The organism is Oxalobacteraceae bacterium OTU3CAMAD1 (genome assembly GCA_024123915.1).
Classification (GTDB): Bacteria; Pseudomonadota; Gammaproteobacteria; order Burkholderiales; family Burkholderiaceae_D; genus Rugamonas.
Genome location: CP099650.1, coordinates 5,152,338 through 5,166,445, shown reverse-complemented (window position 1 = coordinate 5,166,445; position 14,108 = coordinate 5,152,338). Strand labels below are relative to the sequence as shown.

13 protein-coding genes are annotated in these 14,108 nt (G+C 68.2%); 1 reads left to right on the top strand and 12 read right to left on the bottom strand.

Features of this window, described 5'->3' with window-relative positions:
- Positions 1-7: 7 nt before the first annotated feature.
- From NHH88_21920 to NHH88_21875, 10 genes are all read right to left on the bottom strand, one after another.
- Positions 8-718: a hypothetical protein gene (locus NHH88_21920; protein USX12340.1), complete on the bottom strand. Its 711-nt coding sequence runs from the start codon at positions 716-718 to the stop codon at positions 8-10.
- A complete protein-coding gene (locus NHH88_21915; protein USX12339.1) occupies positions 705-1,838 on the bottom strand; it encodes a glycosyltransferase family 4 protein in 1,134 nt (377 codons plus the stop codon). The genes NHH88_21920 and NHH88_21915 overlap by 14 nt, the downstream gene beginning before the upstream one ends.
- Complete coding sequence (locus NHH88_21910) at positions 1,831-3,144, bottom strand: hypothetical protein (protein ID USX12338.1); 1,314 nt, start codon at positions 3,142-3,144, stop codon at positions 1,831-1,833. Before NHH88_21910 ends, NHH88_21915 begins: the two co-directional genes overlap by 8 nt.
- The gene (locus tag NHH88_21905; GenBank protein ID USX12337.1) at positions 3,131-4,513 is read right to left on the bottom strand and encodes an oligosaccharide flippase family protein; all 1,383 of its coding nucleotides are present in this window, start codon (positions 4,511-4,513) and stop codon (positions 3,131-3,133) included. The genes NHH88_21910 and NHH88_21905 overlap by 14 nt, the downstream gene beginning before the upstream one ends.
- Before the next feature lie 9 nt (positions 4,514-4,522).
- Positions 4,523-5,611 carry a DegT/DnrJ/EryC1/StrS family aminotransferase gene (locus NHH88_21900; protein ID USX12336.1) on the bottom strand — a complete coding sequence of 363 codons (1,089 nt, stop codon included), beginning with the start codon at positions 5,609-5,611 and terminating at the stop codon, positions 4,523-4,525.
- Positions 5,612-5,647: 36 nt separating this feature from the next.
- A complete protein-coding gene (locus tag NHH88_21895) occupies positions 5,648-6,232 on the bottom strand; it encodes an N-acetyltransferase (protein ID USX12335.1) in 585 nt (194 codons plus the stop codon).
- A 25-nt stretch (positions 6,233-6,257) separates the two neighbouring features.
- Positions 6,258-7,319 carry a Gfo/Idh/MocA family oxidoreductase gene (locus NHH88_21890; GenBank protein ID USX12334.1) on the bottom strand — a complete coding sequence of 354 codons (1,062 nt, stop codon included), beginning with the start codon at positions 7,317-7,319 and terminating at the stop codon, positions 6,258-6,260.
- Positions 7,320-7,395: 76 nt separating this feature from the next.
- Positions 7,396-9,477 (bottom strand): polysaccharide biosynthesis protein, encoded by a 2,082-nt coding sequence (locus NHH88_21885; GenBank protein ID USX12333.1) that lies wholly within the window; start codon positions 9,475-9,477, stop codon positions 7,396-7,398.
- 345 nt (positions 9,478-9,822) lie between these two features.
- A complete protein-coding gene (locus NHH88_21880) occupies positions 9,823-10,443 on the bottom strand; it encodes a transcriptional regulator (protein USX12332.1) in 621 nt (206 codons plus the stop codon).
- Positions 10,440-11,678, bottom strand: a complete 1,239-nt coding sequence (locus tag NHH88_21875; GenBank protein USX12331.1) for an MFS transporter — start codon at positions 11,676-11,678, stop codon at positions 10,440-10,442. The genes NHH88_21880 and NHH88_21875 overlap by 4 nt, the downstream gene beginning before the upstream one ends.
- A 249-nt stretch (positions 11,679-11,927) precedes the next feature.
- On the opposite strand from NHH88_21875, the gene NHH88_21870 reads away from it, so the two are divergent.
- On the top strand, positions 11,928-12,452 hold the full coding sequence (locus tag NHH88_21870; protein ID USX12330.1) for a hypothetical protein: 525 nt from the start codon (positions 11,928-11,930) through the stop codon (positions 12,450-12,452).
- On the opposite strand, the gene NHH88_21865 is transcribed toward NHH88_21870, so the two are convergent.
- Both NHH88_21865 and NHH88_21860 read right to left on the bottom strand, forming a co-directional pair.
- Positions 12,400-13,041, bottom strand: a complete 642-nt coding sequence (locus NHH88_21865; GenBank protein ID USX12329.1) for a Vat family streptogramin A O-acetyltransferase — start codon at positions 13,039-13,041, stop codon at positions 12,400-12,402. The genes NHH88_21870 and NHH88_21865 overlap by 53 nt on opposite strands.
- 10 nt (positions 13,042-13,051) lie before the next feature.
- Entirely contained in the window at positions 13,052-14,077 is a 1,026-nt protein-coding gene (locus tag NHH88_21860) for a transporter (protein USX12328.1), read from the bottom strand.
- Positions 14,078-14,108: the final 31 nt, after the last annotated feature.

Here is a 14,108-nt window from a genome sequence, read left to right as displayed (position 1 = left end):
AAAAACCTCAGCAGATGGAATAACGAATACGGTAGGGCTGGAAGCCCAGTTTTTTCTTGAAGTTGCGCAAGCCCGGCAAGGCGCCCAGATAGGTGTCGTACATGAAGTAATTCAGGCGGTGGTCGTCGATCAGGCGGCAGGTGATGTCGGCCAGCAGCAGGTACATGACGCCGTCGCCGTTCTTGTAGCCGAGCAGGCGGTCGGTGGCGGCGAAGTCGCCATAGATGCCGACGTCGCCGTAGGCGACCAGCCGGCCATCCTTGTCGAGCACGCCGTAGTGGCGCAGGCCGTCGACCGGGTCGTAGTGCTCGGTCCTGGTGGCGTAGGCCGGGTCCATCGGCCGGCCCTGGCGCTCGCCGGCCGAGGTGTTGATGCTGTGGATCTCGTCGATGTAATCGTTGCGGTCGATCTCGACGACCGTGTAGCCGCGTTCGCGCGCGCGCCGGCTGTGGTAGCCGGCGTAGTCGCGCTGCCGCAGCGAGCGCAGATAGGCGTCGCCGCTGTCGTAGGCGCGCAGGTCGATCAGCGCGATGCCGAGCGACTTGTTGCGCACCAGCCGGTAGCGCGGATGCGGCTGGGTGAAGAGGCGGTAGGTGCGCCGCACCAGCTCGGGGTTGAGGGCGGTGTGGAAGCGCAGCCGCGCCTGCGGCAGGCGGACGATGTCGCCGATCAGCCGCAGTAGCTTCCGCAGACGCGCGATGGGGTTAGAGATGTTCATAGAAGTCGATCAGTTTGGCCGCTTCGCGCGGCCAGTTGTAGCGCGCGCACACCGCCTTGCGGCCGTTCTCGCCCATGCGGCGGGCGATGTCGGGGTGGCTGGCGAGGTAGTCGATGGCGGCGGCGATGGCCGGCGGGTCGCGCGGGTCGACGCACAGGCCGCAGGCGTGCGCCTCGACGACCGCGCGCCACAACGGAAAGTCGGAGGCGATCACCGGAATGCCGGCCGCCATGTAGTCGAACATCGTGGCCGGCGGCGCGCTCAGGTGGCCTGGCGTGGCGTGCGGGGTGATCAGGCCGGCGCGCGAGGAGGCCCGCAGCTCGCCGATGCCGGGCCGGCCCAGCCGGCCGAGCGCGTCGATGCGGCGCCAGCCCGGCCGCGCCAGCATGCGCGTGGCCAGCGCGCCCTCGGAAAAATCGCCGGCCAGGCTCAGGCGCACCGGCGATTGCAGCAGTTCGCAGGCGCGCACCAGCTCGACGATGCCGCGGATGGCGCTCAGCGCGCCCTCGTGGCAGACGCGCACCGGCTTGTCGGCCCAGGCCAGCCCGGCGCCGACGTCGTCAGGCACGGGAAAGTCGCTGACGTCGATCGTCGCGCGGTTGACGGCCAAGAATTTGTCGCGGACCAGGGGCGTGGCGGCGATGACGCCGTCGAGGCGGCGGCAGGCCCGCCGTTCGAGGCGGCTCCATAGCGCCGCCAGCGCGCAGCGCGACCAGGCCTCGCCGGCCACGGACGCCGGGCCGGCGTCGCGCGCGCGGCGAAGAGGCACGGGCAGCGGCTCGGGCAGATCGTGGCCGGCGTCGAACACGACCTTGCAGCCATGCCTGCGTAGTGGCGGCCCGAGCGGCAGCAGCGCGGCGTGGTGCAGCTGGACGATGTCCGGACGCAAGGCCAGCGCGCGCAGGTAAATGCGGCGGGCGGCCGCCACCAGGCCTTTCAGGCCATCGGCGCGCGCGCCGGCGTCGACGATGGCCACGCCGTCGCGGCTGGTGTCGCCCAGGCCGTCGGCGACGACCAGCGTGACGCGGTGGCCGCGCGCGGCCAGGGTGCGGCATTGCTTGTCGAAAATGCGGGCGTCGTCGCGCCCATGGACCGCGCTCAGGTGGACGATCTCAAGCATCACGGCCTCCGGAACGGTAGCGGGCATAGGCGCCGAGCGCGGCGCCGATCATCATGTCGCTGAAATAGTGCGACATGCACAGCAACAGCAAGGTCACCCCGAGCAGGGACCACGCCAGCACGAAGCGCTGGTCGCGGCTGGCGCGCCCGCCCAGCAGGTAGCCGTGCACGGCCATCTGGACCAGCGGGTACATCAACAACGTCAGCAACCCGAGAAAGCCGAACAGGCCCAGGTCGACCCAGGCCGACAGGATGTTGTGCGCATAGTTGCCCGGCGGGTAGCTGGCGTAGTCGCCCAGGATGGGATGCAGGTCGATGGCGTGCAGCGCCTGCTCGGTCAGATGGTTGCGGGCGCTGGCCGACGATGAACTCGACAGGTCGAGCAGTTCCAGGGTGCGGTTGCTGGGCACGGCGGCGATGATCGCGTCCAGATTGAACTTGAGCAGCAGGAACAGCAACAGCAAGGCCGCCACCATGGCCATGCGGTGGCGCGCGGCGTGGAATTCGATCAGCGGGATCAGGAACAGCAGCGCGCCGAACTCGCTGCGGGCGGTGTTGATGTACAAGGTCGGCAGCCCGAGCGCGTAGAGCGCCCAGCGCATCCCCCGCTGGCGGGTGCAGGCCAGCATGACCACCAGCGGCATCAGGTAGGAGCGCGAGAAGCCCTGGTAGGTGGCCACGCTGTCGGGGTCGCGCGCGGCGCCCAGCACGGCCAGGTAGAACGCGCCGTCGACGGAAAAGATGAACACCACGGCCGACATCGCGGCCAGGCTGGTCAATTGTGTGAGCCGGAAGCGCCGGCCCCGAAAGTCCAGCGTCTTGAAGATGATGAACAGGCTGAGCATATACACCATGCCCAGCACGTGGTAGGCGATGATGCTGAGGTTGGCACTGGCCGCGTTGCAGGCGATCACCGCCGCGAAATAGGCCAGGAAGCCGAGGAAGGCGGCGTCGACGCCGTGCAGCCGGAAGGCCTGCGCGTGCAGGCGGCGCAGGTAGGACAGCAACAGCATCGGAAACATCAGCAGCGCGACGATGGCGAAGTAGCCGCCCAGGTAGGCGCGGATCACGCCCAGTCCCAGCAAGGTCTGATAGGCGAAAAAGCCGGGGAACAGCAGGAAGAAGGCCAGCTCCGCGTAGGCCGGGCCGAGCAGGCCGGCGGGCGCCGCCCTGGCGCGCGCCGCAGCCCCGGCCGCTCCGCGCGGCAGCGTGATGCGCGGCGGCGCGGGCACCGCCGGCGCGCCGATGGACGCCGTCCCGGGCATGGCGCCGGCCGGCTCCGCGTCCAAACGGTCAACGGGCAGCATGCAGGCCCCCGGTCGGGTTACGGTTGACGCTGTAGCGGTAGGACATGCGCAGATACAGCAGGTACAGCAGCGAGTAGCCGATGGTGTAGGCCAGCACGTTTTGCTTGAGCGTGAGCGGGGCGGCGAACACGCCGACGGTCATGATGAACAGGGCGATTTGCCAGACCAATTCGATCTTCTGGCGCCCGGCGACGAAGAATACATAGCTCAGCGGGCTGGCCAGGAAGTTGAGGAAGTACAGCGGCGCCAGGATCTGGGCCAGCTCGCCGGCGCCGCGCCAGGCCTCGCCGAAGGCGAAGGCGAACAAGGCCGGCGAGGCCACCAGCAGGATCAGCGACGGCACGCAGCCCAGCAGCAGCAACACGCGCAGCGCGTGCATATAGGCCGGGCGGCAATTGCCGGTGTCCTGGAACTGGCGCACCGATTCGCGCTTGAACACCTCGTGCACCGACGCGGCCAGCAGCGAGATCGGCGCGGCCAGCACGCGCTGCGTCAGCGCGAAGAGGCCAGCGGCCATCACGCCGTGGCGGGCGCCGATGATCAGCAGCGGCAACTGGCCGACGCCGGTGTTGAGCAGATTGGCCGGCAAGGTGAAGTTCCACAGCGCGCGGTGGGTGCGCAGGAAGGCGCGCTGCGTTTTGGACGGGAGCAGCGCCGACAGGCCGTGGCGCGACAGCCGGTGCGACAGCGCCAACGCCTTCGCGCGCAGGCCCTCGCGCCAGGTCCGCCAGTCCAGGCGCTGGCGCCGCGGCGGCGAGCCGCCTTGCCGGCGTCCCAGCGGCGGCTTGAGCAGGATGCGCGCGGCCACCAGGCCCAGCGCCAGGCCGGTCAGATGGCCAGCCATCAGCGCGCCGGAGCCGACGCCCAGGCCGAGGATGCCCAGCTGCGCCAGCGCGATGCCGCCCGCCGCGACGATCCTGGCCTTGGCGGCCGGGGCGAAGGCGTTGTGCGAGGCGGCGTAGGCGAGCGTGGTTTGCATCGTCGCCGTCAGCCAGGCTGCCATGCCCAGGGTCAGCGCGCCCAGCCAGGACATGCCGCCCAGGCAGCACATCTTGATCAAGGCGGCGGCCACCGTCAGCAATAGCGCCAGCCAGGTCGCCGACCAGGCCACGACGCTGAAGCACAGGTGCTGGCGCTGGCGGCGCTGGTCGAAGATCATCGCGTTCTCCATGCGCAGGGTGGCGATCACCGCCGCGATGGCCACCACGCCGAACCAGACGCTGAAGGCCCCCATTTCGGCCGGCGTGCACAGGCGCGTGATCAGCGGCGCGGCCAGGATGGGCAGCGCCTGCGCGGCCACCGAGCCGCTCATCACGGTGAGCAGGTGTCGCCAGAATGTGGGCAGCTTGGACAGCGTGGGCATCGACATGGCGGGGTCCTAGTTGCCGGTGGCGGCCAACACCACGCCGGCCACTTTTTCGGCGTCCGCGCTGGCCAGGTAGGGGCCCATCGGCAGGCTCAATACTTGCTCGGCCAGCAGTTCGGCCACCGGGCAAACGGCGTCGTCGAAGCGCGCGTAGGCCGGCTGCAGGTGGATCGGCAGCGGATAGTGGACGGCGCTGGGGATGCCGGCCAGCTCCAGCGCGCTTTGCACGGCGGCGCGGCGCGGCAGCATCACCGTGTACTGGGCGTAGGCGCTGTCGCGGTCCGGCGCCGGCGCGGCCGTCTCGACGCGGCCGGCGAACAGGCGGTCGTAGACGGCGGCCACGCGGCGGCGGCGTTCCAGCTCATCGTCGAACGCGCCCAGCTTGGCCAGCACGATGGCGCACTGCAAGGTGTCCATGCGGCCGCCGACGCCGATGCGGGTATGGCGGTAGCGCTGCGACTGGCCGTGGACGCGGATTTCGCGCATCGCCCGCGCCAGTTCGTCGTCGCTGGTGAAGATGGCGCCGCCGTCGCCGTAGCATCCCAGCGGCTTGCTGGGGAAAAAGCTGGTGCAGCCGATGGCCGACAGGTTGCAGCTGCGCAGGCCGCGATAGCTGGCGCCGAAGCTTTGCGCAGCGTCCTCGATGACGGCCAGGCCGTGTTTGCGCGCGATGTCGTTGATGGCGTCCATGTCGGCCGGCTGGCCGTACAGCGACACCGGCATGATGGCGCGCGTGCGCGGGCCGATGCGCGCGGCGATCAGCGCCGGATCGAGGTTGCCGCTGGCGCGCTCGACGTCGACGAACACGGGCCGCGCGCCCAGCAGCACGATGGCCTCGGCGGTGGCGATGAAGGAGAACGGCGTGGTGATGACCTCGTCGCCGGGCTGGATGCCCAGCGCCATGAGCGAGATCACCAGCGCCTCCGTGCCCGAGGACACAGTGACGCAGTGGCGCGCGCCGCTGAACGCGGCCAGCTTGTGTTCCAGCTGGGCCACCTCCGGCCCCATGATGTACTGGCCGTGGTCGAGCACGCGCTGGATGCCGTCGTCGATGTCTTCGCGCAGCAGTTGATACTGGGTTTTCAGGTCGATGAATTCCATGGGGGGCTCCGTGGCCGGGTTGTGGCAAAGGTGGGTTCAGGCGGCCGGTATCAGCGCGCAGACGCCGTCCTGGAGCACATAGAGGTCGTCGCTGTGCGGGCAGGCGGTGCTGCCGTCGCCAACCAGCGGCAGGTCGAGCCGCTCGCCGTGGCGGCTGATCCAGCCGATCTGGCGCGCCGGCACGCCCGCCATCAGCGCGAAATCGGGCACGTCGCGGTTGGCGACGGCGCCGGCGGCGAGGAAGGAGTGCGCGCCTATCGTCACGCCGCACACCACGGTGGCGTTGGCGCCGATGGTGGCGCCGCGGCGCACCAGGGTGGCGCGGTACTCGCTCTTGCGGGCGACGGCCGAGCGCGGGTTGTAGACGTTGGTGAACACCATGCTGGGGCCGCAGAAGACGTCGTCCTCGATGGTGACGGCGTCGTACACGGAGACGTTGTTCTGGATCTTGACGTTGTCGCCGATCACCACGTCGTTGCCGACGTAGACGTTCTGGCCCAGCGAGCAGCGGGCGCCGATGCGGGCGCCGCCGCACACGTGGCTGAAGTGCCAGACGCGGGTGCCGGCGCCGAGGACGGCGCCTTCATCGACGATGGCGCTGGGGTGTACCGTCAAATCCATGTCATCCTCCCTGTGCGCGTTCATATCAGTAATCCAGCGGCAGCGCCACGCGGCGGCCGTCGCGCGCCGAGCGGTAGGCGGCGATCAGCACCTCGAGCGACTTCAAGCCTTCGCGGCCGTCGGTCTCCGGCTCGGCCTCGCCGCGCAGCACCTTGATGACGTTGTCGTAGTACAGCGGGTGGCCGAAGCCGTACACCGACGTGGTGGCGTAGCTCGCTTCGCGCACGCGCGCGTCGTCCTCGTCCGGCTCGGCGAAGTCCCATTGCTGCACCTCGTTGACGGCGACGCCGCCGATGCGCGCCGTGCCTTTCTCGCCGAGGATGGTGATGCTGCCCTCGAGGTTGTGCGGATAGGCCAGCATCGTCACGTTCATCGAGCCGAGCGCGCCGTTGCGCCAGCGCAGGCTGATGACGCCGGTGTCCTCGACCTCGATGTCGCGCGCCAGGGTGGCGGTGTAGGCCTGCAGGCTTTCGACCGGGCCGACGATCCAGTCGATCAGGTCGACGTAGTGGCTGGCCTGGTTCATGAACGCGCCGCCGTCGAACTCCCAGGTGCCGCGCCAGCCGGCGCTGTTGTAGTAGCTTTGCGGCCGGGTCCAGAACACGTTCAGGTTGACCATGTAGATGCGGCCGAAGCGCTTCTTGTCGACCGCGCTTTTCAGCAGTTGCAAGGTGGCGTTGCGGCGGTTCTGCTTGACGACGAACATGCGCACGCCGGCCGCGTCGCAGGCGCACACCATGCGCTTGGCGTCTTCCCAGCGCGTGGCCATCGGCTTTTCGGTGATCACGTGGCGCCCGGCGGCGGCGATTTGCACCGCCTGTTCGGGGTGCAGGCCGGACGGCGTGGTGATGATGACGGCGTCGACCTCGCTCTTGGCCAGCATCTGGTCGAGCCGCGAGTAGGGTGTGGCGCCGGTCTGCGCTGCGGCGCGCGACAGCGCGGCCGGATCGACGTCGCACACGGCGACCAGCTGGCAGCGGTCGGCGTGCTGGGCCAGCGCGGCGAAATGGTTTTGCGCGATGCGGCCGCAACCGACCAGCGCGAAGCGCATTTTGCGGCCGACGACGGCGGGGGTGAACTGGCGCATGATGGTGCTCCTTGCAATGGTTGGGAGGAACGCTGCCGGCCCGGGCGCATCGAGGGCCCGGCCGGGCGTGGCGTCGTCAGGACGCCTGGGCCTGCGCCGGCGCCGGCGGCGCCATGCTTAGCTGCGCGATCGCGCGCAGCGCGGCCTCGCCGTCGGCGTCGCCGGTCCGGGCGCCGGTCTGGGGCGTGAACTCGTTCATGATGGTCTTGAGCATGGCCTCGATCAGCCAGCGGTCGTTGGTGTCGCAGGTGATCAACAGCAGCTCGATGTACTGGTCCAGCACCGCCGGCGGCAACGCCTGCTCCTTCATGCGCAGGATGCGCGGGTGGCGGCTCGGCTCCGCGCCGTCGGCGGTCAGCAGTTCCTCCTGCAGTTTTTCGCCGGGGAACAGACCGACGTAGCTGATCTCGATATCGCCCTGCGGATGCTCGGCCGTCTTCTCGGTCAGCCCGGCCAGCGCGATCATGCTGCGCGCCAGGTCGACGATGCGGATCGGCTGGCCCATGTCGAGCACGAACACCTCGCCGCCCTCGGCCATCGCGCCGGCCTGGATCACCAGCTGCGCCGCCTCCGGGATCAGCATGAAGTAGCGTTCCATGGCGGCGTCGGTGATGGTCAGCGGACCGCCTTGCTGCAGCTGGCGGCGGAACAGCGGCACCACCGAGCCTGACGAACCCAGCACGTTGCCGAAGCGGACCATGCTGAACGTGGTGCGGCTGTCGCCGCTCGCGGCGCACGCCTGCGCGGCGGCCTGGAACACCAGCTCGGACAGGCGCTTGCTGGCGCCCATGATGGTGCTGGGCCGCACCGCCTTGTCGCTCGACACCAGCACGCACGTCTCGACCAGGTATTTGGCGGCGATGTTGGCGACGGCGCGCGCGCCGACGACGTTGTTGCGCAAGCCTTCGACCAGGTTGGTCTCGACCATCGTCACGTGCTTGTAGGCGGCGGCGTGGTAAATGGTGTCGATGCTGTCCTCCTGCATGATGCGTTCGAGCAGCTGTTCATTGCACACCGAGCCCAGATGGGCGCGCACCGACAGTTGCGGCCAGGTGGCCTGCAACTCCTGGCGTATCGTATAGAGCGCGTATTCGGAGTGATCGAGCAGGTGCAGGCGGCGCGGCCCCAGGCCGGCGACCTGGCGGCACAATTCGCTGCCGATGGAGCCGCCGGCGCCCGTCACCAGCACGCTCTTGCCGCGCACGCAGCGGCTGAACAGCGCGCTGTCGGGCTGCACCGGCGCGCGGCCCAGCAACTGTTCGAGCGGGATGTCGGGTAGATGAGCAGGTAAATGCGCGGGTGCCTGGCCCGCCCCCGTGCCGCGCGGCAGGGCTTGCCGGCGCAGCGCGTGGTCGGCCAGGTCGAGCAGGCCGTGCAGGAACTTGATGCTGACGCCGGAGGTGCGCAGCATGCGCAGCACGGCGCCGAGCCGCTCGCCGGAGGTGGCCGGCAGCGCGACGACGATCAGGCGGATCGACGAGGCGGCGACGATCTCGGCCAGCCGCTCGGGCGGGAACACGCGCAGGCCGCCGACGGTGCGCTGCTCGCCGCCGCACTTCTCGTCGATGAAACACACCGGGCAGTAGCGGCTATCGCCGCGCATGGCCTGCGCCAGCCGGGCGCCGGTCTCGCCGGCGCCGTAGATGGCCACCGGTTCGCGCGCCTGCGCCGGCGCGTGGGTATGGCGGCGCAGGAAGGCGCGCACGGCGACGCGCGAGGCCACCAGATAGGACATGGCGATCAGCCAGTAGTTCACCAGCGCGCCGGACGGCATCGGCTGGTCGTCGCGGTCCATGGTCAGTGCCGACACCGCCAGCACCGCGCCGCCCAGGCCGAGGCCGGCGATGGCCAGCATGCGCTGGTCCAGGTAGCGCACCACCGCCGAATACAGGTCGCTCATGGCCAGCGCGGCGATCGACATGGCCGTCAGCAACAGCGTGAGGGCCGGCGGCGCATTGATATAGGCGCCGGCGCCGGCACTGGCCAGCAGCGCCAACTGCAGGCACAGCGGCAGCGCCAGGCAGTCGGCGCCGAACATCAATAGGCTCTTGCCGGCGCGGCTGATGGCGATTAGTTTCTCGCTGAGGAGGCGGGCAAGCGGGGCGGGGCTGTAGGTGAAATAGAGCATGGTGCGCAATACCTTCAACGAAGAAATCATTGTGGTTGCCAACGCAATGGTGCGTGGCATGCACTGATTGTCTTCTGACCAGCGTATTGCGGCTTGACTGCGATCAAACGGCCGAGCGTACCCCGGCGGTCGTGCTTGACTTCTAAGTTTCCTGTCCCACTTAATTTTCTTTGGAAATGATTTCAGCCTTATGCCACAAGGCTTACTTTGAAATGTAAATCCGAAATCTTCTAAAACACGTAGGGCGGATTAGGCGGAACGCGGTAATCCGCCATCTATGCGCCGCCGACGGTGCATGCATTGGCGGATTACGCTGCGCTAATCCGCCCTACGTGTTTTAGATTTTGTTTTCGTCGTGTTGGACGACGTCTTGCGTCAGATCGGCTTGATCACGTAGACGCAGCGGCGCGCGCCGTTGAGCATGTGTTCGACCCGGCCGACCGAGCAATCGGGACCGAGCACGCGCTGGAACAGGTCCAGTTCCGAGCGGCAGAACTGCTGGCATTGGCGCGCGGCCGCGCAGATCGGACAGTGGTTCTCCACCAGCAGCAGGCTGCCGTCGTCGCGTGTTTCGACTTCGGCCATATAGCCTTCGCTGCTGCGCGCCTGCACCAGCGCGGCCACCCGCTCGGGCAGGGCGTTGGCGTTTTGCAGATGCTGCCGGTACTGCTGTTCGCTGACGGCCTCGCGCGCGGCGATCAGTTTGTCGAGGCCGGCGTCGCCGAACAGGCCGCGCACCTGGTCGATCAGCTGCACCGTCAGGTCGGCGTGACGGTCGGGAAAGCGCGCGTGGCCGGCCTCGGTCAATAACCAGCGGCGCGAAGGCCTGCCGCGCTTGTCGGCCACTTCCTCGTAGGTCAGCATGCCTTTTTCCTGCCACGCCTCGAGCTGCCGGCGCGCGCCCATCGACGTCAGGTCCAGCAATGCGGCGAGCTGCTGCGCCGTTTGCGGACCGCGCGTCTTGATCAGGAAGAGCGTCTGTTCGGCGGTGTTCATGGCAGCGCTCCCTTGAGACCATCGTGGTCGTTGTCCTTATCCTTACTGCGCATGCTGGCGTGCCAGCCGCCCATGCGCCACGCCGACCACGTGGTCAACGCCGCGCCCAGCAGCAGGATCAGGCGCGTGTCGATCAGGGTCAGCACCGCGCCGATCAGCGCCATCAGGATGTTCGCCAGGCAGAAGGTGGTCGAGATCAATCCCATCACCGCGCCCTGGCCGTGGACGCCGAAGCGTTCCGCGCACCAGGTGGGCACGATGCCGTTGTAGAACGAGTGAGGAATGCCGAACAGCACGATCGCAGCGATGCCGACGTTGGCGTTGCTGGCGGCGAGCAGGGCGATCAAACCGGCCGTGACGAAGGCGAAGCGGCGTGCCCGCAGCAGCGGTTCGCCTTTGAATGGGCGGCCGGCGAAGATGGTGGTGGCGGTCATGACGGCGCACATGGCGGCCGTGGTCCAGGCGATGCCTTGCGAGCCGTAGCCGGGCACTTCCACCAGCCACAGCGGATAGAATTCGTAGAAGGCCGTCACGCCGCTGGTGTAGGCCAGGGTGACGATGAACAGGTTGCGCAGGTCGGGCTCGCGCAGCAGGTTGAGCGCGTGGCGGTCGCGCGCCACCTGCCACCACGAGGTAGTGGCGTCCGACGGGGCTTCGGACGGCAGCGCGATGGCCACCAGCACGGCTGTCATCAGCAGCAGCGCGACGGCGATCCAGAACGGTACCGTGATGCCCCACACCAGGGTGAAACCGGCCAGCAGCGGGCCGGCCAGCCAGCCCATGTAGAAGGCGCCGTTGAGCCACGACAGCGCTTTGCGGCGCAGGTCGCCCTCGAGGCGGTCGGCCAGCATGGCGCGCGCGACCGAGCCGTTGCCTTCGAGCAGACCGGTGAAGAGGCGGGCGGCGATGAACAGCGGGTACGATTCGAACAGCAGCGCCAGGGCGGTGATGGCGTGGCCGAGGGCGGCGCCATACAGGGTGACCAGCAGCACCGGGCGGCGGCCGTAGCGGTCGGACATCGGCCCGAGCAGGGCGGAGCCGATCAGCAGGCCGACCGGGTTGATCATCAGCGCCAGGCCGAACAGCAGCTTGGGCGGCAAACCGAGGAAACTGTTTAGATCGTTTGTGACGCCGGCGGCGAACAGCGGCGGCAGGATCGGGTAGGGCAGCGCGGCGCCGATGGTGGAGAGCAGGGCCAGCAGGCAGGCGGCGCTAATCAGTAGCGGTGTTTTCATGGGGCGTGGGTCGGTTTGCATTAACGATAATGTAAGCGGTCTCAGCCATTAAGTAAACTAAAATGTTTATTTATCTGCGCTAGCGAACCCGCAGGGCCATGCGGGGTCGTACCCGTTGGGTACGACCCCTAAGCGACGGCGCGTGCGTCGTCACAAAGGCATGCCGGGTTGAAGGATGCCCTTCCTTTGGCGCCCTCGGACACCGGCCCCCATGTATGATGGCGCTCATCACAACACTAACGACGCATCATGAGAAAGTGGTACCAGGACCGCCGAGGCGGCTATTTTTTTCTGCTGCTCGGGATCGGCTTGATGCTGGTCTTTGGCGCGCTGGAGTGGCGCTTCCCCACGGCCGAACGCCTTGAATCCGTGACCGGCCGCGTGACCTGGAGCTACACCAGCAGGGGCGCGCTGTACTACACCGTGGCCGGCGACACGCGCCAATTCGCGCTGCTGGAAAAGGGCGACGGCGACGGCCGCATGCGCGCGGCAGTGCGCGACGCCACCTTGCTCTATCCGGTCACCGTCCGCTTCGATCCGCGCCAGACCACGCGCCCCGGCTTCCTGCCCGGCTTTTTCTACACCACCTTCGGCGTCGCCGTCGGCGGCAAGGATGTTACGGCCTTCGACGCCGTGCGCGCCGCGCATCGCCGCGACAATCTGATTTCGCTGGCGCTGGGCCTGGTCTTCACCGCGCTCGGCATCCGCCGCCTGTACGTGCTCAGGGGCGAGGCCGGACCCGCTCCAGCGCCGCCACGTCGCCGCCGGCGATGAGCGGCAGGTGCTCGGTGATGTGCTCCACCGGCCAATCCCACCAGGCGATGGCTTGCAACGACGCCGCCACGCCGGCAGGGAAGCGCTCCTTGATCACCTTGGCCGGATTGCCGCCGACCACCGTGTAAGGCGGCACGTCGGCCACCACCGTCGCCCGCGACGAGACGATGGCGCCGTCGCCGATGGTCACGCCCGGCATGATCAGCACGTCGTAGCCGATCCAGACGTCGTTGCCGATCACGGTGTCGCCCTTGTAGGGCAGCTCGCCCTCGGCCGGCATGACCTTCTCCCAGCCGTTGCCGAAGATCTGGAACGGGTAGGTCGAGATGCCCGACAGCTTGTGGTTGGCGCCGTTCATGATGAACTTGACGCCGCGCGCCAGCGCGCAGAACTTGCCGATGACCAGCTTGTCCCCGATGAAGGGGAAGTGGTACAGCACGTTGCGCTCGAAGTTGCCGGTGTCCTCCGGATCGTCGTAGTAGGTGTAGTCGCCGACGACGATGTTGGGATTGGTGACGATGTTCTTCAGATAGCAGACCTGCGGAAAGCCTGCCATCGGATGCGGATTGTCGGGCGACGGACCGTGCATGAAAAACTCCTTAACGAACGTCACGCTGGCGGCGGAACGCCAGGAAGCCGGCGATGACGGTGAAGCTGGCGACGATCGCCACCACCACCCAGAAGCCGTGGGCGGCGTCGGCCAGCGGGACGCCGCCGACGTTCATGCCAAACAGGCCGGCGATGATGTTGATCGGCAGGGCCAGCACCGTGACCACCGTCAGCACGAACAGGCTGTGGTTGTTGCCCTCGTTGACCAGGGCGGCGATCTCTTCCTGGATCAGCTTGATGCGCTCCTGCAGCGAGGCCATGTCGGCCAGCACCATCGAGAATTCCTCGGTCGACTGGCGCAGCTCCTGGGCGTCGATCTCTGCCACCCACGACGGCGGCCTTTGCAACAGCCGGAACAGCGCGGCCGGTTCCGGCGCCAGCAGGCGCTGCAAGCGCACCAGCACGCGCCGCAAATGGCCCAGGCTGGCGCGTTTGGTGTTGAGCTTGCCTGCCAGCAGATTGTCCTCGATGCTGTCGACGGTGGCGATGGCGTCGCGCACGATCTTGATCAGGGCGTCGGCCTGGTCGCGCAGTAGGTGGATCAGCAGCTCGACCGACGAGCGGATCGGCTCGCCTGTGCGCACCGCGTTGCGCAGCACGTCGACCGCCTTGAGCGGCTTGCGCCGCGCGCTGATGACGACCTGCTTGTCGACGCTCAGCCACAGGGTCGAGATGTCGGACGGTTCGAACGTGAAGTCGTGCAGCACGTCGTTGACGACGGCGATCAGGGTGTTGTCGGCCAGTTCGATGCGGGTCGAGCGCGGGCCTTCATGCAGGCTCTCGTAGAATTCCTCGGGCAGCGCGGTGTGCTCGTGCAGCCATTTCTCGCTGGCGGTGTTGGCCAGGTTGTAGTGCAGCCAGATGAATTCGGTCGGATGGTGGGCGCGGTTCTTCAGCCATACGCGCGCTTCTTCGGTGTCCAGCGGCCGGCCCGTGCCGTCGGCCTCGCGGCCGAATACATAGCCGCAGACCAGGCCGGATTGGTCCGACCCGTAGGACGGGGGGGCAGTCTGCATGCATCATCTCCATGGGGAGGGCCGGGCGCGC